14 protein-coding genes are annotated in these 22,678 nt (G+C 57.3%); 11 read left to right on the top strand and 3 right to left on the bottom strand.

Going from position 1 to position 22,678, the window contains the following annotated elements; all coding sequences use genetic code 11:
- Positions 1–27 precede the first annotated feature (27 nt).
- The 9 genes from bcsR to M2433_RS20305 all read left to right on the top strand — a co-directional run bounded on the left by bcsR (position 28) and on the right by M2433_RS20305 (position 15,894).
- Positions 28–216 carry a cellulose biosynthesis protein BcsR gene (gene bcsR, locus M2433_RS20345; RefSeq protein ID WP_008503237.1) on the top strand — a complete coding sequence of 63 codons (189 nt, stop codon included), beginning with the start codon at positions 28–30 and terminating at the stop codon, positions 214–216.
- An 11-nt stretch (positions 217–227) separates the two neighbouring features.
- Entirely contained in the window at positions 228–980 is a 753-nt protein-coding gene (bcsQ, locus tag M2433_RS20340; protein WP_429056330.1) for a cellulose biosynthesis protein BcsQ, read from the top strand.
- Positions 977–3,592: a UDP-forming cellulose synthase catalytic subunit gene (bcsA, locus tag M2433_RS20335; RefSeq protein ID WP_429056332.1), complete on the top strand. Its 2,616-nt coding sequence runs from the start codon at positions 977–979 to the stop codon at positions 3,590–3,592. The genes bcsQ and bcsA overlap by 4 nt, the downstream gene beginning before the upstream one ends.
- Positions 3,593–3,602: 10 nt before the next feature.
- Positions 3,603–6,023, top strand: coding sequence for a cellulose biosynthesis cyclic di-GMP-binding regulatory protein BcsB (gene bcsB / locus M2433_RS20330; RefSeq protein ID WP_429056334.1), 2,421 nt, complete (start codon positions 3,603–3,605; stop codon positions 6,021–6,023).
- A gap of 6 nt (positions 6,024–6,029) precedes the next feature.
- Entirely contained in the window at positions 6,030–7,136 is a 1,107-nt protein-coding gene (bcsZ, locus tag M2433_RS20325; RefSeq protein WP_429056854.1) for a cellulose synthase complex periplasmic endoglucanase BcsZ, read from the top strand.
- Positions 7,118–10,600 carry a cellulose synthase complex outer membrane protein BcsC gene (gene bcsC / locus M2433_RS20320; protein WP_429056336.1) on the top strand — a complete coding sequence of 1,161 codons (3,483 nt, stop codon included), beginning with the start codon at positions 7,118–7,120 and terminating at the stop codon, positions 10,598–10,600. Before bcsZ ends, bcsC begins: the two co-directional genes overlap by 19 nt.
- Before the next feature lie 120 nt (positions 10,601–10,720).
- Entirely contained in the window at positions 10,721–12,727 is a 2,007-nt protein-coding gene (hmsP, locus tag M2433_RS20315) for a biofilm formation regulator HmsP (RefSeq protein WP_429056338.1), read from the top strand.
- A 159-nt stretch (positions 12,728–12,886) separates the two neighbouring features.
- On the top strand, positions 12,887–14,173 hold the full coding sequence (locus M2433_RS20310; protein ID WP_047652950.1) for a dicarboxylate/amino acid:cation symporter: 1,287 nt from the start codon (positions 12,887–12,889) through the stop codon (positions 14,171–14,173).
- Positions 14,174–14,400: 227 nt separating this feature from the next.
- A complete protein-coding gene (locus M2433_RS20305) occupies positions 14,401–15,894 on the top strand; it encodes a M16 family metallopeptidase (protein WP_429056339.1) in 1,494 nt (497 codons plus the stop codon).
- A 63-nt stretch (positions 15,895–15,957) separates the two neighbouring features.
- On the opposite strand, the gene M2433_RS20300 is transcribed toward M2433_RS20305, so the two are convergent.
- The gene (locus M2433_RS20300; RefSeq protein ID WP_429056341.1) at positions 15,958–16,887 is read right to left on the bottom strand and encodes a sugar kinase; all 930 of its coding nucleotides are present in this window, start codon (positions 16,885–16,887) and stop codon (positions 15,958–15,960) included.
- 229 nt (positions 16,888–17,116) lie between these two features.
- Here M2433_RS20300 and pdeH point away from each other — a divergent pair, with 229 nt between their 5' ends.
- Positions 17,117–17,890: a cyclic-guanylate-specific phosphodiesterase gene (pdeH, locus tag M2433_RS20295; protein WP_063430571.1), complete on the top strand. Its 774-nt coding sequence runs from the start codon at positions 17,117–17,119 to the stop codon at positions 17,888–17,890.
- Between the two features lie 65 nt (positions 17,891–17,955).
- Positions 17,956–19,998, top strand: coding sequence for an AsmA family protein (locus tag M2433_RS20290; RefSeq protein ID WP_429056343.1), 2,043 nt, complete (start codon positions 17,956–17,958; stop codon positions 19,996–19,998).
- 60 nt (positions 19,999–20,058) lie between these two features.
- Here the strand turns inward: M2433_RS20290 and M2433_RS20285 are convergent, their stop codons facing one another.
- A complete protein-coding gene (locus M2433_RS20285; RefSeq protein WP_429056345.1) occupies positions 20,059–21,381 on the bottom strand; it encodes an MFS transporter in 1,323 nt (440 codons plus the stop codon).
- A gap of 260 nt (positions 21,382–21,641) precedes the next feature.
- Positions 21,642–22,667, bottom strand: coding sequence for an inner membrane protein YhjD (gene yhjD, locus M2433_RS20280; protein ID WP_429056347.1), 1,026 nt, complete (start codon positions 22,665–22,667; stop codon positions 21,642–21,644).
- Between the last annotated feature and the right edge of the window lie 11 nt (positions 22,668–22,678).

Genomic DNA, 22,678 nt, shown 5'->3' with positions numbered 1-22,678 from the left:
GATTTTCCTCAAAGGGATGGAAAAAGAATGGATAATAACGAACCCGGAACCCCAGTCGACTCGACCCTGGGCTATACATTCCAAAACGATTTTCTGGCGCTGACGCAGGCCTTTTCTTTACCTGAAATAGATTACACCGATATTTCCCAGCGGGAACAGTTGGCCGCGGCTATTAAACGTTGGCCGTTATTAGCTGAATTCGCCCATCAACAATAAGGGAGCCATTGATGGCCATACTCGGATTACAGGGTGTCCGTGGCGGTGTGGGTACCACATCTGTTACCGCGGCGCTGGCGTGGTCATTACAGCTTTTAGGTGAATCGGTGCTGGTTATTGACGCCTGCGCCGATAATTTGCTGCGTATGTCGTTTAATGTCGACTTTACCCGCGAAGAGGGCTGGGCCCGCGCGCTGCTTGATGATAAAGACTGGCGGGATGCCGGTATGCGCTATACCTCCCAGCTTGATCTGCTGCCTTTTGGTCAACTGTCCACCTCGGAACGTGAGAATGAAGCCGCGTATCAGCGCCTGTTTTCGCAGTTCACGCTTGCGCTGCAGAGCCTGAAAGAAAAGGGTCAATACAAGTGGATCCTGCTGGATCTGCCACACGGCGCCGGCACGCTGACCCGACAGCTTATCGCACAGTGCGACCATGTCCTTTCGATCGTCAACGTCGATGCAAACTGCCATATTCGCCTGCATCAGCAGGGATTACCGCAAAATGGCCATATCCTGATTAACGATTTACGCATTGGCAGCCAGATCCAGGACGATCTGTATCAGGTGTGGCTGCAAAGCCAGCGTCGCCTGCTTCCTGTTGTCATTCATCGTGATGAGGGCATGGCTGAATGCCTGGCCTCTAAGCAACCGCTCGGCGAATACCGCAGCGACTCACTGGCGGCAGAAGAGATCCTGACGCTGGCTAACTGGTGTCTGCTGAACTTCGCCAAAAGGGCGGAGCCTGCAGGGAGCGCTGTATGAGTCGTCTCGCCAGCTGGTTACTCATCCCACCGGTCAGTTCGCGCTTGAGCGAACGTTACCGGCATTTCCGCCGGCATGGTGCTTCGGCATTTAGCGCCGCGCTCGGCTGTTTCTGGATGATTCTGGCCTGGATGTTCATTCCACTCGAACACCCACGCTGGCAGCACATACGTGCACGGCACGGTGAATTATATCCGCACATTAATCCCGACCGGCCGCGGCCTTTGGATCCGGCGCGTTATCTTATTCAGGCTATCTGGCTGGTGGCCACTTCCTCCCGCCCGGAGAAAAAAACGCCGCACTGGCGCAGCTTCTCCCGCGTGCAGCAGCTACGTGAACGCTACCACCAGTGGCTGGACAGATTGCCCAGCAGCGTAAGCGATAAGACCAGCCATCTGGATAACCATAAAGAGCTCGGGCACCTCCACCCGGGCTTGCGGCGTTTTATCCTCGGCGTCATCGTCGTGTTCTCGCTCATACTGGCGCTGGTCTGTATTACGCAACCCTTTAACCCTTTGGCGCAGTTTACCTTCCTGATCCTGCTGTGGGGCGTGGCGCTGCTGGTTCGCCGTATTCCGGGCCGCTTCTCGGCGCTGATGCTGATCGTGCTGTCGTTGACCGTCTCCTGTCGCTACATCTGGTGGCGTTATACCTCCACCCTGAACTGGGACGATCCGGTCAGCCTGGTGTGCGGCCTGGTGCTGCTGTTTGCTGAAACCTACGCCTGGATTGTGCTGGTGCTGGGCTACTTCCAGGTAATTTGGCCGCTCAACCGTCAGCCGGTTCCGCTGCCGAAAGACACCACGCAGTGGCCGACCGTCGATCTCTTCGTGCCGACCTACAACGAAGACCTGAGCGTGGTAAAGAACACCATCTATGCCGCGCTGGGCATCGACTGGCCGAAAGATAAGCTCAAGGTCTGGATCCTGGATGACGGCAACCGGCCGGCGTTTCGCCAGTTTGCAGAGGAGGTTGGCGTCGAGTACATCGCCCGTCCAACTCACGAGCATGCTAAAGCCGGGAACATCAACAACGCGCTGAAGTATGCCAAAGGGGAGTTTGTCTCGATCTTTGACTGCGACCACGTGCCGACGCGCTCGTTCCTGCAGATGACCATGGGCTGGTTCCTGAAAGAGAAAGAGCTGGCGATGATGCAGACGCCGCACCACTTCTTCTCGCCGGATCCGTTTGAACGTAACCTTGGCCGTTTCCGTAAAACCCCGAACGAAGGCACGCTGTTCTACGGTCTGGTGCAGGACGGTAACGACATGTGGGATGCCACCTTCTTCTGCGGCTCCTGTGCGGTTATCCGCCGCAAACCGCTGGATGAAATTGGCGGTATTGCCGTTGAAACGGTGACGGAAGATGCGCACACCTCCCTGCGCCTGCACCGTCGTGGCTATACCTCCGCCTATATGCGTATTCCTCAGGCCGCCGGTCTGGCAACGGAGTCGCTGTCGGCGCACATCGGTCAGCGTATTCGCTGGGCCCGCGGCATGGTGCAGATTTTCCGTCTCGATAACCCGCTGATAGGGAAAGGGCTCAAGCTGGCGCAGCGCCTTTGCTACGTCAACGCCATGTTCCACTTCTTATCCGGTATCCCGCGGCTGATCTTCCTGACCGCGCCGCTGGCGTTCCTGCTCCTTCACGCCTATATCATTTACGCGCCGGCGCTGATGATTGCGCTGTTTGTTCTGCCGCACATGATCCACGCGAGCCTGACGAACTCGAAGATTCAGGGCAAATATCGCCACTCCTTCTGGAGTGAAATCTATGAAACGGTGCTGGCCTGGTACATCGCGCCGCCGACGATGGTGGCGCTGATTAACCCGCATAAAGGTAAATTCAACGTCACCGCGAAGGGCGGTCTGGTGGAAGAGGAGTACGTCGACTGGGTAATCTCCCGTCCGTATATCTTCCTGGTACTGCTGAATATTGTGGGCGTTATCGCCGGTATCTGGCGTTACTTCTACGGCCCGGAAAACGAGATCCTCACCGTATTCGTGAGTATGGCCTGGGTCTTCTACAACCTGATTATCCTCGGTGGCGCGGTGGCGGTATCGGTTGAGAGCAAACAGGTTCGTCGCGCGCATCGCGTGGAAATTTGCATGCCTGCGGCGATTGCCCGTGAAGATGGGCATCTCTTCTCCTGTACCGTGCACGACTTCTCTGACGGCGGTCTGGGAATCAAAATCAACGGCCAGGCGAAGGTGCTGGAAGGGCAGAAAGTGAACCTGCTGCTTAAGCGCGGACAGCAGGAGTACGTCTTCCCGACGCAGGTCGTTCGTGTGACGGGCAATGAAGTCGGTCTGCAGCTGATGCCGTTGACCAAAAAGCAACATATTGATTTTGTGCAGTGTACGTTTGCCCGCGCGGACACGTGGGCTCTCTGGCAGGACAGCTTCCCGGAAGATAAACCTCTGGAAAGCCTGCTGGATATTCTGAAGCTGGGGTTCCGTGGCTATCGTCACCTTGCAGAATTTGCCCCGTCGTCGGTGAAATTAATTTTCCGGTCACTTACTTCGCTGGTTTCCTGGGTCGTGTCGTTCATTCCTCGTCGTCCTGAGCGGGATGAGGCGAAGCAGGCGGACCCGGTTATGGCTCAACAATGATGATAACGCGATGAAAACAAAACTTTCCTGGTTATGTGCAGTGGCAATGGGGATGAATGCGCTCCCCGTAACAATGGCTAACGCAGCACCTGAGAACGCAGCGGCAACGCCTGCGCCAACGGTACCTGTCGTCGCGCAAGCAACCGATCCGGTTGTCACTGCGGCACCCGGTCAAACAGAAAACATCATGCCGAACCAGCCAACGGAGGGGAACACCCTGCCGGCAGACAGCCAGGTCGTCGGGCAGGTAATGCCGGGCGTTCGGGGCGCGAATGCGCCCGTCGTCGCGGACAACGCGCCGTCGCGGGACGTGAAGCTGACCTTCGCGCAAATTGCACCGCCTCCGGGCAGCATGGTGCTGCGCGGCATCAATCCTAACGGCGGCATTGAATTTGGCATGCGCAGCGATGAGGTCGTCTCTAATGCGATGCTGAACCTTGAATACACCCCGTCACCATCGCTGCTGCCGACGCAGTCTCAGCTGAAGGTTTATCTGAATGACGAGCTGATGGACGTTCTGCCGGTCACGAAAGAGCAGCTCGGTAAGAAAACGCAGGCGCAGGTGCCGATCAACCCGCTGTTCATCACCGACTTTAACCGTATCCGCCTGGAGTTTGTCGGTCACTACCGCGATGTCTGCGAAAACCCTGCCAGCAACACGCTGTGGATGGACGTCGGGCGTAACTCCTCGCTGCAGATGACCTACCAGTCGCTGGCGCTGAAAAACGATCTCTCGGCCTTCCCGGTTCCGTTCTTCGACCCGCGTGATAACCGTCCGCTTACTCTGCCGATGGTGTTTGCGTCGTCCCCGGACGTGACCGAGCAGCTGGCGGCCACCATCGTGGCGTCCTGGTTTGGTTCCCGCGCCGGCTGGCGAGGTCAGAGCTTCCCGGCGATGTATGACAAACTGCCGGACAGAAATGCCATTGTGTTTGCGACCAACGCGAAGCGCCCGGCCTTCCTGCGCGACCATCCGGACGTCAAAGCGCCGACCGTGGAAATGATAAGCCACCCGGAAAACCCGTACGTCAAGCTGCTGGTGGTCTTTGGTCGTGACGATAAAGATCTGGTGCAGGCCGCAAAAGCGATTGCCCAGGGCAACGTCCTTTTCCGCGGCGACAGCGTCGTGGTGGATGAGGTCAAGCCGCTGCTGGCCCGTAAACCTTACGATGCGCCAAACTGGGTGCGTACCGACCGTGCGGTAACATTTGGCGAGCTGAAAACCTATGAGGAACAGCTGCAGGCGACGGGTCTCGAGCCCGCGCCGATTAGCCTGTCGCTGAATCTGCCGCCGGATCTCTACCTGCTGCGTACTAACGGCATTGATATCAACCTGAACTACCGTTATACCGCGCCAGCCACTAAAGACAGCTCGCGCATGGATATCAGCCTGAACAACCAGTTCCTGCAGTCGTTCAGCCTGCAAAGCACGCAGGATACTAACCGCCTGATGCTTCGCCTGCCGGTGCTGCAGGGGCTGCTGGACGGTAAAACGGATGTCTCTATCCCGGCTCTGAAGCTTGGCGCAATAAACCAGCTGCGCTTTGACTTCCAGTACATGAACCCGATGCCTGGCGGTTCGGCGGAGAACTGCATCACCTTCCAGCCGGTGCAAAACCACGTCGTGATTGGCGATGAGTCGACCATCGACTTCTCGAAATACTACCACTTCCTGGCGATGCCGGATCTGCGCGCCTTTGCCAATGCGGGCTTCCCGTTCAGCCGCATGGCCGATCTCTCTGAGTCCATCGTTGTGATGCCAAAAGCGCCAAGCGAAGGGCAGGTGACAACCCTGCTGGACACCATGGCGACCGTTGGCGGGCAGACAGGCTTGCCGGCAATTAACGTCACGTTGACGGACGATGGCAGCCAGATTCAGAACAAAGACGCTGATATTCTGCTGATCGGTAGCATCCCGGACAAGCTGAAGGATGACAAACGTATCGATCTGCTGGTGAAAGCGGCCCAGTCCTGGGTTAACACGCCGCTGCGCCAGACCGAGTTCCCGAGCATCATGCCGGATGTGAACGATCGTCAGGCCAGCGCGCAGACGACCGTAACGTCTCAGGGGGCAATGGCCGCGGTGGTAGGCTTCCAGTCCCCTTACAACGACCAGCGTAGCGTGGTGGCTCTCCTGGCGGACAGCCCGCGCGGGTACGAACTGCTTAATACGGCCATGAACGACAGCGGTAAACGTGCCGCGATGTTTGGCTCTGTGTCGGTGATCCGCGAGTCCGGCGTCAATAGCCTGCGCGTGGGCGATGTGTACTATGTCGGCCATCTGCCGTGGTTCGAACGCCTGTGGTATGCGCTGGCTAACCATCCGGTTCTGCTGGCTATCCTGGCGGCGGTCAGTGTGGTCTTGCTGGCATGGGTACTGTGGCGTCTGCTGCGAATCATCAGCCGTCGTCGTCTGAACCCGGATGAGTAAGATGTGATGAAAGCCTTTCGCTGGTGTGCATTAGCAGCGTTGATGCTGGCGGCGCTCCCTCTTCGCGCCGCCTGTACCTGGCCTGCCTGGGAGCAGTTTAAAAAGGATTACATCAGCGAGGGCGGGCGCGTCATCGATCCCAGCGACACGCGCAAAATAACGACCTCTGAAGGGCAAAGCTACGCCTTGTTCTTTGCCCTGGCGGCGAACGATCGCAACGCGTTTGACCAGCTGCTGACGTGGACGCGCGATAATCTTGCCGGCGGTAATCTCAACGATCGTCTGCCTGCCTGGCTCTGGGGTCAGAAAGATAAAGAAACGTGGGCGGTGATTGATACCAACTCCGCCTCCGACGCCGATGTCTGGATTGCCTGGTCACTGCTCGAAGCGGGTCGGCTGTGGAAACACCCGGACTATACCCGAACGGGTAAGGCGCTGCTTAAGCGCATTGCCGGCGAGGAAGTGGTGAAAGTCCCGGGGCTCGGCGCAATGCTGCTTCCCGGTAAAGTCGGTTTTGCCGATGAACACGCCTGGCGCTTTAATCCCAGCTATCTTCCTCCGCAGCTGGCGCGTTATTTCACGCGCTTTGGTGCTCCATGGACCCAGATTCGTGAAACCAATCTGCGCCTGCTGCTGGAGAGTGCGCCAAAAGGTTTTTCGCCGGACTGGGTGCAGTATCAGCAAAACAGAGGCTGGCGGTTACAGCAGGATAAATCGCTGGTGGGGGGCTACGACGCCATCCGCGTTTATCTCTGGGTGGGAATGATGAGTGATAAAGATCCTCAGAAGGCCCCGCTGCTGGCACGCTTCCAGCCCATGGCGGCAATGACGATAAAACGGGGTGTGCCGCCGGAGAAAATGGATGTGGCGAGTGGAAAGCACATGGGTAACGGCCCGGTCGGTTTCTCTGCCGCCATGCTGCCTTTTTTACAACAGCGCGATGCCCAGGCGGTTCAGCGCCAGCGCGTTGCAGACCATTTTCCCGATAATAATGCCTATTACAGCTACGTACTGACTCTCTTTGGTCAGGGATGGGATCAGCATCGTTTTCGCTTCACCGCTAAAGGTGAATTAATACCGGATTGGGGCCAGGAATGCGCAAGTTCACAGTAAATCTACTCAGTTTATCGCTTGGCCTGGCACTGATGCCGTGGGCCCAGGCCGCCAACTCTCCGCAGCAGAAACAGCTGCTGGAGCAGGTTCGTCTGGGTGAATCGACACAGCGTGAGGATTTGGTTCGTCAGTCGCTCTATCGCCTTGAGCTGATTGACCCGAACAACCCTGACGTGATTGCCGCACGCTTCCGCTATCTGCTGCGCCAGGGCGATAATGCCGGTGCGCAAAAAGAGCTGGATCGTCTGAAAGGGATCGCTCCAGGCTCGAGCGCGTACCAGTCCTCGCGCAATACGATGCTGCTTTCCACTCCGGACGGCCGCCAGCAGCTACAGCAGGCGCGATTGCTCGCCACAACGGGACACACGCAGGAGGCGATTGCCGCCTACGACAAGCTGTTTGACGGCAACCCGCCGGGCGGCGATGTGGCGACGGAATACTGGAACGTCGTGGCGAAAGATCCTGCCCGCCGCAGTGCGGCCATCAGCCAGCTCAAGAAAATAAATACCAGCAGCCCCGGCAACACCCAGCTGCAGGCGACGCTCTCCCAGCTTCTGTTCCAGAGCGGACGCCGTGAAGAAGGCTTTGCGGTGCTGCAGGAGATGTCCCGGTCCACCAATGGCCGCAGTCAGGCGTCTGATATGTGGTATGACCAAATCAAAGACCAGCCCGCCAGCAGCGCCAGCGTCAGCGCGCTGCAAAAATACCTGAGCGTGTTCAGCGACGGTGATAGCGTCGCGGCGGCGCGTGCTCAGCTTGAAGCGCAGCAAAAACAGCTCGCTGACCCGGCGTTCCGCGCGAAAGCGGAAGGGCTGGCGGCGGTGGATGCCGGACAGGGGAGCAAGGCGGTGGCGGAGCTGCAAAAAGCCGTCAGCGCCAACCATGCCGACAGTGAAGCGGTGGGAGCCCTTGGACAGGCTTATTCCCAGAAAGGCGACCGCGCCCGCGCGGTGGCACAGTTTGAAAAGGCGATTGCCCTCGACCCGCAGAGCGATAACCGGGGAAAATGGGACAGTTTGCTGAAGGTTAACCGCTACTGGCTGCTGATCCAGCAGGGCGATGCGGCGCTGAAGGCGAATAACCCGGCTCAGGCGGAGCGTTACTATCAGCAGGCACGCAATATCGACAATACCGACAGCTATGCCGTGCTGGGGCTGGGAGATGCCGCTGCGGCACGCAAAGATAACGACGCGGCGGAGCGCTATTATCGCCAGGCGTTGCGTATGGACAGCGGCAACAGCAATGCGGTCCGCGGGCTGGCCGGGATTTACCGCGCGCAGTCTCCGGAGAAGGCCTCGCAGTTTATCCAGTCTCTCTCCGCCAGCCAGCGCCGCAGCATTGATGATATTGAACGTAGCCTGACCAACGAGCAGCTGTCCGCCCAGGCAGAACAGCTGGAGAATCAGGGGAAATACGCGCAGGCTGCCGACATTCAGCGTCGTCGCCTGGCGCTCTCTCCCGGCGACGTGTGGATAACGTATCGCCTCTCGCGCGATCTCTACAGCGCGGGCCAGCGCAGCCAGGCGGATACCCTGATGCGTCAGCTTGCCAGTCAGAAACCGTCCGATCCGGATCAGGTTTACGCCAACGGGCTATATCTTTCGGGTAACGATCAGGACCGGGCCGCGCTGGCGCATCTGGACACGCTGCCGCGCAGCCAGTGGAACGGCAATATCCAGGAGCTTGCCGACCGCCTGCAAAGCAATCAGGTGCTGGAAACCGCCAACCGTCTGCGCGACAGCGGCAAAGAGCAGGAGGCGGAGAATCTCCTTCGCCAGCAGCCAGCCTCTACCCGTATCGACCTCACGCTGGCGGACTGGGCGCAGCAGCGTGGCGATCTGGACGCGGCGAAAACGGCCTACAGCACCGTGCTTCAGCGCGAGCCGCAGAACGAAGACGCAATCCTCGGCCTGACCGAAATCTACAGTGCGCAAGGTAACAAGGATGCCGCGCGCGCGGAGCTGGCGAAGCTGCCCGCCGCGCAAAACGGCCAGCCGCTGTCGCTCAATATGCAGCGTCGGATCGCGATGGCGCAGGCAGGCCTGGGCGATTCCGCCGCCGCAGAGCAGACCTTCAACAAAATTATTCCGCAGGCTAAATCGCAGCCCGCCTCCATGGAAAACGCGCTGGTGCTGCGTGATGCCGCGCGTTTCCAGGCGCAAAATGGCCAGCCCCAGCAGGCGCTGGAAACCTATAAAGATGCGATGGTGTCGACAGGCATTACGACGACGCGTCCGGCTGATAACGACAGTTTCACCCGCTTGACGCGTAACGATGAAAAAGACGACTGGCTGAAGCGCGGCGTGCGCAGCGACGCCGGTGACCTGTACCGTCAGCAGGATGTTAACGTCACGCTGCAGCACGATTACTGGGGCTCCAGCGGTACGGGCGGGTATTCTGACCTGAAAGCGCATACCACCATGCTGCAGGTTGATGCGCCGCTCTCTGATGGACGGATGTTCTTCCGCAGCGATCTGGTCAATATGGATGCCGGTTCGTTTGCCACCCGTAACGGCACCTACGATCCTAAATGGGGTACCTGCGCCGAAACGCCGTGCAGCGGTAATACTCATCAGTCAGACAATGGCGCGAGCGTCGCCGTTGGCTGGCAGAACAAAACCTGGTCATGGGATATCGGCACCACGCCGATGGGCTTTGACGTCGTCGACGTGGTGGGTGGCGTAAGCTACAGCAGCGACCTGGGTCCTGTCGGCTACACCATTAACGCCCATCGCCGGCCAATCTCCAGCTCTCTGCTGGCCTTTGCCGGGCAAAAAGATACCAATACCGGCACCACATGGGGCGGCGTGCGCGCCACCGGCGGCGGCGTAAGCATGAGCTACGACAAAGGGGAAGCGCACGGCGTCTGGTCAAGCCTGAACGCGGAAACGCTGACGGGTAAAAATGTGGAGGATAACTGGCGCGTCCGCTGGATGACGGGTTACTACTACAAGCTCATTAATAAAAACAATGAGCGCCTGACGGTCGGCGTCTCCAATATGCTCTGGCACTATGACAAGGACCTGAGCGGTTATACCTTGGGTCAGGGCGGTTATTACAGCCCGCAGGAGTATGTCTCCTTCGCACTGCCGGTAACCTGGCGTAAACGCACGGAGAACTGGTCCTGGGAGCTGGGGGGATCCGTGTCCTGGTCCCATTCCAAAACCAAAGACGAGCTGCGCTATCCGGACCAGAGCCTGATCCCGACCGATGAACCTGGCCGCTATACCGACCGCGGCGCGATGGAAACCGGCAGCAGTTCCTCAGGCACGGGTTACACCGCGCGAGCCATCATCGAACGTCGGGTGACGTCTAACTGGTTTGTCGGCATGGGCGTGGATATTCAGGAAGCGAAGGACTATACCCCAAGCCATGCGCTGATCTATGTACGCTACTCTGCCGCAGGCTGGCAGGGCGATATGGACTTACCGCCGCAGCCGCTCATCCCTTACGCGGACTGGTAATCGGATTTTACTTAATCCATTTGTAAGTCTCTCTTAATAGCGCAGCAATCGGGTATACTCAGGCGCGCCGGGTTTACACCCTGGTGCGCCCCTGCGCTTCGAGTTTTGTGGAGAGTCATTTTGCGTGTTAGCCGTTCTTTAACGATCAAACAGATGGCGATGGTTTCAGCCGTCACAATGCTGTTTGTACTGCTCTTCTGCGTAATTTTGCTGTTTCATTCCGTACAGCAGAATCGCTATAACACGGCTTCGCAGTTAGAAAGTATCGCCCGCTCGGTGCGCGGCCCGCTTTCTGCCTCTATCCTGAAAGGGGATATTCCCGAAGCGGAAACCATTTTAAAACGCATTCAGCCGGCCGGTATTGTGAGCCGGGCCGACGTCGTACTGCCCAACCAGTTTCAGGCGCTGCGGATGAGCTTTATCCCGGAGCGTCCCGTCCCGATGATGGTGATGCGCCTGTTTGAACTGCCGGTACAAATTTCGCTTCCCGTCTATTCGCTTGAACGCCCTGCTAATCCGCAGCCGCTGGCCTACCTGGTATTACAGGCGGACTCATACCGCATGTATAAATTCGTCATGAGCTGGGTGGTTACGTTAGTGACCACTTGCTTACTTATGACACTTATTCTCAGCGTGGCGCTAACCTGGTGCATTAACCGGCTGATTGTTCATCCGCTGCGCCATATTGCCCGAGAGCTGAACACGCTTTCACCACAGGACCTGATGGGCCATCAGCTTACGCTGCCGCGCCTTCATCATGATGATGAGATTGGTATGCTGGTGCGCAGCTATAACCTAAATCAGCAGCGTATCCAGCGTCAGCAGGATGAGTTAAGCAGCAGCGCCACGCGCTTTCCGGTGTCGGAGCTTCCGAATAAAGCCTTCCTGATGGCGATGCTGGAGCAGACCGTTGCCCGCCAGCAAACCACGGCGCTGATGGCGATCGCCTGTGAAACCCTGCAGGACACGGCGGGCGTGCTCAAGGAGAGTCAGCGCGAAATGCTGCTGCTGACCCTCGTGGAAAAAGTGAAGTCTGTCCTTGCCCCGCGCATGGTGCTGACACAGGTCAGCGGTTACGACCTGGTGGTAATTGCCAATGGCGTGAAAGAGCCATGGCATGCGATCACATTAGGTCAGCAAGTACTCACTGTTATTAATGAGCGGCTGCCCATTCAGGGCATCCAGCTTCGTCCGAGCGCCAGTATCGGTATTGCCATGTACTATGGCGATTTAACGGCAGAGCAGCTTTATCATCGCGCGTTCTCGGCGGCATTCACCGCCCGGCGCAAAGGCAAAAATCAAATCCAGTTCTTTGACCCGGAGCAGATGGAAAAGGCGCAGCAGCGTCTGACGGAAGAGAGCGATATCCTGACCGCGCTGGATAACCGCCAGTTTGCCCTCTGGCTACAGCCGCAGGTGAATTTGCTGACGGGAGAAGTGAAAAGCGCCGAGGCGCTGCTGCGCGTGCAGCAGCCGGATGGTTCATGGGAGCTGCCGGAGGGGCTGATCGAGCGCATTGAGTCCTGCGGTCTGATGGTCACCGTCGGCTACTGGGTGCTGGAAGAGACCTGCCGCCAGCTTGCCGCCTGGCAGGAGCGCGGCGTCACGCTGCCGCTGTCGGTCAATTTGTCTGCCCTGCAGCTTATGCACCCGACCATGGTTTCAGAGATGCTGGAGCTGATCCATCGTTACCGCATCAAGCCTGATACATTGACCCTGGAAGTCACAGAGAGTCGGCGCATTGACGACCCGAATGAAGCGGTCGCGATTCTGAAGCCGCTGCGTAACGCCGGCATTCGCATTGCGCTGGACGATTTTGGCATGGGATACGCCGGGCTGCGCCAGCTTCAGCACATGAAAACCCTGCCGGTGGATGTGCTAAAAATTGATAAAGCGTTTGTCGACGGACTGCCGGGCGACAGCAGCATGGTGCAGGCGATTATCCAGATGGCGCGTAGCCTCAACCTGCATCTTATTGCCGAGGGTATTGAAACTGAAGCGCAACGCAGCTGGCTGGCAGAGGCGGGCGTGGAGAGCGGACAGGGCTTCCTTTTTGCACCTGCTGTGCCTTCGGATGTCTTTGAAGAACGATACCTTTCTGGCGCTGACAGCCGCGCAAACGTGTAATTTTGTTGCTGGCTTGTGCGAGCCAGCTCAAAGTTCTTAACATTTGTGTTTCAAATTTGAGCTGAGTTTATTTCTGTCCTGTTATGTGGGTGTTATTTTAAAGCCGCAGGTTAACCATAACCTTACAAAGCCTGTGGTTTTTCTTCCCAAGGACACCTTATGAAAACCTCACTCTTCAAAAGTCTTTACTTCCAGGTCCTGACAGCCATCGCCATCGGTATTCTGCTCGGTCACTATTACCCCGAGCTGGGTGCGCAAATGAAACCGCTTGGCGACGCGTTCGTTAAGCTCATTAAAATGGTCATCGCTCCGGTGATCTTCTGTACGGTCGTGACGGGCATCGCTGGCATGGAAAGCATGAAGGCGGTAGGCCGTACCGGTGCAGTGGCGCTTCTCTATTTTGAAGTGGTCAGTACGCTGGCGCTGATTATCGGTCTGATCATCGTCAACGTGGTGCAGCCGGGCGCGGGTATGAACGTAGACCCGTCGACGCTGGATGCCAAAGCGGTCGCGGTTTATGCCGAGCAGGCGAAGGATCAGGGCGTGGTGGCCTTCCTGCTGGACGTGATACCTGGCAGCGTCATTGGCGCGTTCGCCAGCGGTAACATCCTGCAGGTGCTGCTGTTCGCCGTCATGTTTGGCTTTGCCCTGCACCGTCTGGGCAGCAAAGGCCAGCTTATCTTTAATGTGATCGAAAGCTTCTCGCAGGTGATCTTCGGCATCATCAATATGATCATGCGCCTGGCGCCGATTGGTGCCTTCGGTGCGATGGCCTTCACCATCGGTAAGTATGGCGTCGGTACGCTGGTGCAGCTGGGTCAGCTGATTATCTGCTTCTATATCACCTGTATCCTCTTCGTGGTCGTGGTGCTGGGCTCCATTGCCCGCGCGACAGGCTTCAACATTTTCAAATTTATCCGCTATATCCGCGAAGAGCTGCTGATTGTTCTGGGGACATCCTCTTCAGAATCGGCGCTGCCGCGCATGCTCGATAAGATGGAAAAGCTGGGGTGCCGTAAATCCGTCGTCGGGCTGGTGATCCCGACGGGCTACTCCTTCAACCTTGATGGTACCTCGATCTACCTGACGATGGCGGCCGTGTTTATCGCGCAGGCGACCAACAGCCATATGGATATTTTCCATCAGATTACCCTGCTGGTGGTGCTCCTGCTCTCCTCTAAGGGGGCGGCAGGCGTGACGGGGAGCGGCTTTATCGTGCTGGCGGCCACTATCTCTGCAGTGGGTCACCTGCCGGTGGCGGGTCTGGCGCTGATTCTGGGTATTGACCGCTTCATGTCCGAGGCTCGTGCGTTAACCAACCTGGTGGGTAACGGTGTGGCAACGGTGGTGGTGGCGAAATGGGTGAAAGAGCTGGATCACAAAAAGCTCGACGATACTCTGAATAATCGTTCATCTGACAGCAAAAATCCTGGTTTATCCTCTTAATCTTGTCACAAATGCCCGTATTCCCTTGTCGGGATGCGGGCTCCTGCGCATAATAACTGTTCGTACCTGTCATAATTCGACAAGATTTTTTTTGGGTATATTTCACTTCTGACCGTGACGTTTTGCCGAACGCGCGGTCTAATCGACGTGTTTTCATCGTCATCTTTAAGAGTGAAGCGCGTCGCGAGACACTCTTTTTTAACCAGGAATGTTGATCAGGGGTTCACATGCAGGGCACAAAAATTCGACTCTTAACCGGCGGTTTGCTGATGATGGCAGCAGCCAGTTATGTGCAGGCAGATGCGCTCCAGCCAGACCCGGCCTGGCAACAAGGGACATTAGCGAACGGTTTTCAGTGGCAGGTGTTAGCCACTCCGCAACGTCCCAGCGACCGTATTGAAATCCGTCTGTCTGTTAATACCGGCTCCCTCACGGAAAGCACCCAGCAAACCGGTTTTAGCCACTTTATTCCCCGGCTGGCGCTCACTCAGAGCGGCAGCCTGCAAGCGGTTCAGGTGCGTTCGCTTTGGCAACAGGCCATCGATCCGAAACGCCCGCTCCCACCGGCTGTTGTCTCGTATGACTACACCATGTTTAACCTGAGCCTGCCTAATAACCGTAACGATCTGCTTAAAGAAGCGCTGACGTATCTCTCCGATGCCTCTGGCAACCTGGCGATTACCCCGGATACCGTCAACTACGCGTTGAGCAACAGTGACATGGTGGCGACCTGGCCTGGAGACACCAAAGAGGGCTGGTGGCGCTACCGCCTGAAAGGCTCGACGTTACTGGGCCACGATCCGGCCGAACCGCTGAAACAGCCGGTGGACGCCGAACAGGTAAAATCGTACTACCAGAAATGGTACACCCCGGACGCAATGACGCTGATCGTGGTGGGCAACGTGGACAGCCGCGCGGTAATTGAGCAGATCAACAAAGCGTTTGGCGATCTGAAAGGCAAGCGTGAATCGCCGGCACCTGTTCCGACGCTCTCCCCGCTGCGTGCAGTGCCGGTCAGCATTATGACGGACACCGTGCGTCAGGACCGACTCTCCGTGATGTGGGATACCGCCTGGCAGCCAATTCGTGAGTCCGCGGCGCTGTTGCGCTACTGGCGTGCCGATCTGGCCCGTGAAGCGCTGTTCTGGCACGTTCAGCAGACGCTCAGTAAGAACAATATGAAGAATATCGGGCTTGGCTTTGACTGCCGCGTGCTGTTCCAGCGTGCGCAATGCGCCATTAACGTTGAATCGCCGGGCGATAAGCTGAACGCGAATCTGGGTGTGGTCGCGAAAGAGCTGGCAAAAGTGCGTAAAGAGGGGCTTTCCGAAGAGGAATTCAACGCCCTTCTGGCACAGAAAAAACTCGAGCTGCAGAAGCTGTTTGCGACCTACGCTCGTGCCGATACCGACATTCTGATCAGCCAGCGCATTCGCTCCCTGCAGAATCAGGTGGTGGACATAGCGCCGGAACAGTACCAGAAGCTGCGTCAGGACTTCCTGAACGGGCTGACCGTCGATATGCTCAATCAGGACCTCCGTCAGCAGCTGTCTCAGGAGATGGCCTTGATCCTCCTGCAACCGAAGGGCGAGCCGGAATATGACATGAAGGAACTTCAGACGACCTGGGATTCCATTATGGCGACCACTCCGCAGCCGGCGCAGGCCGCCACGGCTGATGATTTACACCCGGACGCGACGGATATTCCGCAGGGGCAGTAATGCTTAACTATTCCCTCTCCCTGTGGGAGAGGGTTAGGGTGATGGCATCAGCCCGCACCTTACTTAAACAGGCATCGCCTCACGCGGAATAATCGCCCCGCGATACTGAATAACGGTGCTGGCCGTCAGGTGGCCACGCCGTGCCGCCGCTTCCGGGGTTCCGCCCGTCAGGCGTACCGCCAGATAGCCCGCGCTGAATGAATCACCCGCCGCCGTGGTATCAATCACTTTCTCTTTGGCAAGCTTCACCGCCGGGACGTCAATCACCGCTTCACCCGCCACCGCAACCAGGCACGACTCCGCACCGCGCTTAATTACCACTTCGCTTACGCCAGCCGCCTGCGTGCGCGCAATTACTTCATCAACCGGCTTCTCACCCCACAGGGCGTCTTCATCGTCGAGCGTCAGGAACGCGATGTCGGTGCATTGCAGCATCTGCTGATAGACCTGCTGCGTCTCTTCGCGGCTGGCCCACAGGCGTGGACGGTAGTTATTATCGAAAATGACCTTCCCGCCGTTCGCGCGGCATTCGCGCAACAGCGAGAGTAGTTTTTCACGGCTGGTGGGGCTCAGGATCGCCAGGCTGATCCCGCTCAGATAGAGATAGTCAAATGTCGCCAGCGTTTCGCAGATGGCAGCGGCAGCATCGCTCTCCAGCCAGAATTTGGCAGCGGCTTCGTTACGCCAGTAATAAAACGTGCGTTCGCCGGTGCTGTCGGTTTCGATGTAGTAAAGCCCCGGGAGGCGGTTTTCCATCCGCTGAATCAGCGATGTTTCAACGTGTTCACTCTGCCAGGCCTCGAGCATTTGCTGGCTGAAGCTGTCCGTGCCCAGGGCGGTAACGTAGTTCACGGTGAGCGCCTCAGGCGCAACCTGACGGGCAATATAAACGGACGTGTTTAACGTATCGCCACCAAATCCGCGGCTGACTTCCGCGCCTTTTTGTGACAGCTCAATCATGCATTCGCCAATCACGGCAATTTTTTTAGACATAGTCGTGAACCTGAACAGAGTAATTTTGGGTAGTGTGCGCTGGGTGAATTAACTGGTCAACTATATTAAAACAACGTTCCATTATTTTATTTGAGCCAGCACGTGTTCCTGCCCATTTCTGTCATCTTAATTTCCTTTTCACGGTGAATTGAACATAAAGTTCTCAATTGCCGCGCCGATAATCCTGTGACGAGTCCAGAAAGGCTATCCCAACAACAGGACATCTGAAATGAAGTCAGAGCAGGTTATCCAGCGGCTGAGCACTACGCCTGAGGCAAGTATTGAGAACTTGCAGGAGCATCGCTACTGGCTGCAATGTGAGCGTGCGTACACTTATCAGCCGATCTACCGAACAGACGGTCGACTGATGGCCATCGAAATTTTGACCGTTGTGACGCACCCATCAAACCCTTCTCAGCGTATCGCGCCGGATCGCTATTTTGCCGAAGTGGCCGTTCGCCAGCGTCTGGATGTGCTGGAAGAGCAGCTCCGTATGCTGGCGACGAAGCAGTCCTTTTTTGAACAGCACGATATTCTCGCCTCGGTCAACGTCGATGGTCCAACCCTGCTGGCGCTGCGTCAGAATGCGAAATTACAGGAGCTGATCGCGACCCTGCCGTGGATGCGCTTTGAGCTGGTAGAGCACGTCCGCCTGCCGCAGGACTCCTCGTTTGCGTCGATGTGCGAATTTGGCCCGCTGTGGCTGGACGACTTTGGCACCGGCATGGCGAACTTCTCCGCCCTGAGTGAAGTGCGTTACGACTACATTAAAGTGGCCCGCGATCTGTTCATTATGCTGCGTCAAACCCCGGAAGGGCGGAATCTCTTTACGCTGCTATTACAGCTGATGAACCGCTATTGCCAGGGTGTGATTGTTGAAGGCGTGGAAACGCTGGAAGAGTGGCGTGATGTGCAAAACTCCCCCGCCGCGGCGGCACAAGGCTATTTTCTCTCTCGCCCGGTACCGATGGATCGCCTTGAAAGCGTGATAACAACGCTCTGATAAGCCCGCTTCCCTTTGTCTGGACTATAGTTTTACAGGACAGGTCATCAGGAAAGGGGATAAAAATGACTAAAACAACCAGGGTAATCTCCTGGAGTGCAGGGATTTTCTTGTTGTTGATCGCGATCGTGGTCATCATTATTGCAACGTTTGACTGGAACCGCCTTAAGCCGACCATCAACCAGAAAGTCTCAACCGAACTGAATCGTCCCTTCGCCATACGCGGTGATTTGGGGGTGGTATGGGAGCGCCAGAAGGAGGAGCGAGGCTGGCGTAGCTGGATCCCCTGGCCACACGTTCATGCCGACGACATCATTCTCGGCAACCCGCCGGATATCCCGGAAGTGACCATGGTTCACCTCCCTCGTGTTGAAGCCACGCTGGCACCGCTCGCGCTCTTCACCAAAACGGTCTATCTGCCGTGGATCAAACTTCAGAAGCCCGATGCGCGCCTGATCCGCCTCTCAGAAAAAAACAATAACTGGACGTTTAACCTCGCCAGCGACGGCGAAAAAGATCCGCATGCCCAGCCTTCCTCCTGGTCATTCCGTCTCGACAACATTCTGTTCGATCGCGGACGGATCGCTATCGACGATAAAGTCAGCAAGGCGGATGTAGAGATCCTGGTCGATCCGCTGGGCAAGCCGCTGCCGTTTAGCGAGGTCACGGGCACCAAAGCGAAAGGCGACACGGCCAGCGTGGGTGACTATGTCTTTGGCCTGACGGCAAAAGGGCGCTACAACGGCCAGCCGCTGAGCGGAAAAGGGAAAATGGGCGGCATGCTGGCGCTGCGGAGTGAAGGCACGCCGTTCCCGGTACAGGCGGACTTCCGTTCCGGGAACACCCGCGTGGCGTTCGTGGGGACGGTCAACGACCCGATGAATATGGGCGGCGTCGACCTGCAGCTCAAATTTGCCGGTGATTCGCTGGGCGAGCTGTACGATCTGACCGGTGTACTGCTGCCGGATACCCCGCCGTTCGAAACGGACGGGCATCTGGTCGCCAAAATCGACGCCGAAAAATCCTCTGTTTTTGACTACCGGGATTTTAACGGCCGCATCGGCGACAGCGATATCCACGGCTCGCTGACCTACACCACTGGAAAACCGCGCCCGAAACTGGAAGGGGATGTCGAGTCCCGTCAGCTGCGGCTGGCCGACCTGGGCCCGCTGATCGGCGTCGATTCCGGTAAAGGCACGAAGTCAAAAGAGGTGAAGAAAGATCTCCAGCCGGCCGGGAAAGTGCTGCCCTATGACCGCTTTGAGACGGATAAGTGGGACGTGATGGACGCGGACGTGCGCTTCAAAGGCGGAAAAATTGAGCACGGCAGTACGCTGCCGATCAGCAATCTTTCAACCCATATCCTCCTCAAAAATGCCGACCTGCGCCTGCAGCCGCTGAAGTTTGGCATGGCGGGCGGGACGATTTCCTCGAACATTCACCTCGAAGGCGATAAGAAGCCAATGCAGGGTCGAGCCGAAATTCAGGCCCGCAGGCTCAAGCTGAAAGAACTGATGCCTAATGTGGAGCTGATGCAGAAAACCCTCGGTGAAATGAACGGCGATGCCGACATTCGCGGCGTGGGCAATTCCGTGGCGGCCCTGCTGGGAAGCAGTAACGGCAACCTTAAGCTGCTGATGAACGACGGGCTGGTGAGCCGCAACCTTATGGAGATCCTGGGCCTGAATGTGGGTAACTACGTTATCGGGCAAATTTTCGGTGACGATGAGGTGCGGGTGAACTGCGCGGCTGCCAATCTGGATCTGGTTAACGGCGTGGCGCGCCCGCAGATTTTCGCCTTTGACACCGAAAACGCGGTCATTAACGTGACCGGTACCGCCAGCATGGCCTCGGAGCAGCTTGATTTGACGATTGACCCGGAAAGTAAGGGTGTCCGAATCATCACCCTGCGCTCGCCGCTTTACGTGCGCGGAACGTTCAAAAATCCGCAGGCGGGCGTGAAGCCTGGCCCGCTGATTGCTCGCGGCGCGGTGGCAGCAGCTCTTGCGACGCTGGTCACGCCAGCCGCAGCGCTGCTGGCGTTGATTTCGCCTTCAGAAGGCGAAGCGAATCAGTGCCGGAATATTTTGTCGCAGATGAAGAAATAGCTCCCTTTCTCCCTCTCCCTGTGGGAGAGGGCCGGGGTGAGGGCATCAGGCCGCAGTGAATTACAGAGCCTGGTGCTTAGTCTCGTGCGTCAGCAGCAGCGCAATCAGCGTCAGCGCCGCCATCGCCGCCAGATAGACGCCTACATAGAACAGACCGTAGTTCGCCTGCAGCCAGGTGGCGATATATGGCGCAACGGACGCGCCCAGGATAGACGAGACGTTGTAAGAGAAAGAGGCACCCGTATAACGGACTTCCGTCGGGAACAGCTCTGGCAGCAGCGCACCCATCGGACCGAAGGTCAGCCCCATCAGGCTCAGGCCAATCAGCAGATAGGCCATGACCAGCGCCGGGCTACCTGAACCCAGCAGCGGTGGGAAGACGAACAGAGCAAACAGAATGATGAGCGTGGTGATGACAATCATGCTCGCACGACGACCAAATTTGTCCGCCAGCAGACCCGCAATCGGTACCATCACGCCAAAGCCAATCACCGCCATCATCAGCATCCACAGCACTTCGTTACGCGGCAGCCCCAGCCCAACCGGCGCGGCGGCGGTACTGAAGGTCATGGAGTAAACCGTCATGATGTAGAACAGCGTGTAGGTTGCCAGCATGATAAACGTGCCCAGTACGGTTACGCGGACGTGTTTGGTCAGCAGCGTGCCCAGCGGCACTTTTACCTGTTTTTTCGCCGCGGCAACTTTCGCGAAAACAGGAGTCTCGTGCAGTGAAACGCGGACGTACAGGCCAATCAGCACCAGCACGGCTGAGAAGACAAACGGGATACGCCAGCCCCAGTTCATAAACTGTTCATCCGTCAGCAGCCAGGAGAGCAGCAGGAATGTGCCGTTCGCAAAGAAGAAGCCAATCGGTGCGCCAAGCTGCGGGAATGAGCCATACAGCGCGCGCTTGCGCGCCGGGGCGTTCTCGGTGGCCAGCAGCGCCGCGCCACCCCATTCACCGCCCAGGCCCAGGCCCTGACCAAAACGCGCCAGCGCCAGCAGGACCGGTGCCAGAATACCGATGGTTTCATAGGTAGGCAGCAGGCCGATGGCCACGGTGGAAATTCCCATGGTCAGCAGCGAAGCAACCAGCGTCACTTTACGGCCAACGCGATCGCCAAAGTGACCAAAGACCGCTGAACCAATCGGACGCGCTACAAACGCGATAGCAAAGGTCGCCAGAGACTGCAGCGTGGCTGCCGTCGGGTCACCCTGCGGGAAGAAGATATGCGGGAAGACGATGACCGCAGCGGTGGCATAAATATAAAAGTCGAAGAACTCAATGGCGGTGCCAATCAGCGATGCGACGACAACTTTATTGCGCGAGTTTACCGGAACGTTTTCCGTTCCCGAGTCGAGTGTGGTGGCTGTTGCTTGCATAATATTTTCTTATTTTTGTCGAACGAAAGGCCATATTACGCACAGCAAAAGCGACATTTCAATCTGTAACAAAGCCGCGTGCTGGCGATAAAAGCAACAAAAAGCGAATAATTTTCAGGCCAGCCAAAACTCGTCTATGAAATGCTTCACAGTTTTCTAATATCAGTCAATAAAACTGGTTTTCGGTTAAATAAAAGTTACGGGCTGGATTTATATGCTGAAATGATGAATCGGGCTGAAATTTCAGCCCGAGAGAGGGGCTACCGGTGCGTTTTACCCGGCATCCGTGGGTCATCTTTGTACTCGGCAGTGGCAATCCACGCCGCGCAGAACAAGGTCAGACGCGCGAAGAAATAGAAGAACGCCATCAGCCCCAGCACCGAACCAAACGCCGCGCCGGAAGGTGATTTCACCAGTGAAGGCAGGGTGTAGGTCATCACGATTTTGATGACTTCAAAGCCGATCGCCGCAATCAACGTGCCGCGGATCAGCGCCTTCTTACGCGGGCGATGGCGGGGCAAGCGCCAGAAGATCCAGAAGAACAGCAGGTAGTTGGCGAAGATGGAAATGGCCAGCCCAATGCCGCGCCAGGCAGGCTTCAGCCACTCGATGTAATCAAGATAGAGCGCAGAGATAATCATTTGCTGCGCCGAACCCGCCACCGAGGTTATGGAGAGCGTCACGATGAGGGCGACCAGCAGGCCAATCAGCGAAATAAAGTCGCGGAGATACTTAACCCATATTTTCTCCTGGTCCTGCGGCTTACGCTCCCAGACATCGCGCGACTGGGCGCGAATGGCCTCGCGCAGGTTGCCCATCCAGTTAACGCCGGAGTAAAGGGCGATCAGCAAACCGACGATCCCGACCGTGGTACGCTGCTGAACGGCGGTATTGATGGTGCTTTTGAGCGTGCTGGCAAGAGTCGGGTCACTGACGTTATTCAGGATCTTTGTGAAGATATCCTGCAGCAGCGTCGGGTGGGACGCGAGCACAAAACCGGCCGCCGCAAATGACACCATCAGGATCGGAATCATCGACAGGAAGGAAAAATAGGTTATGGCAGCACCAAACTGGTTCCCCATGCGGTCATTAAAGCGCTCGGTCGCGCGGATCAGATGCGCCACCATGGGAAACTGCTGAATTCTCGCGGCTATGCCAGTGACGGTTCCCAGCGCTTTGCTGGCGGTGCCAGGCGATTTGGCCTCTTCTGGCTCGGTTTCCATCTTTTTGATGGGATCATACGCTAAATGTTGGGTGGGTCGTTGCGGGTTGTTTTCCGGCGTCACGCGTCTTTTCC

Origin of the sequence: Enterobacter sp. AC1 (assembly GCF_050434705.1) — a bacterium.
In the GTDB taxonomy this organism is placed as follows: Bacteria; Pseudomonadota; Gammaproteobacteria; order Enterobacterales; family Enterobacteriaceae; genus Enterobacter; species Enterobacter cloacae_L.
The sequence above is the reverse complement of the archived record's forward strand: the minus strand, read 5'-3'. Positions and strand labels throughout refer to the sequence as shown.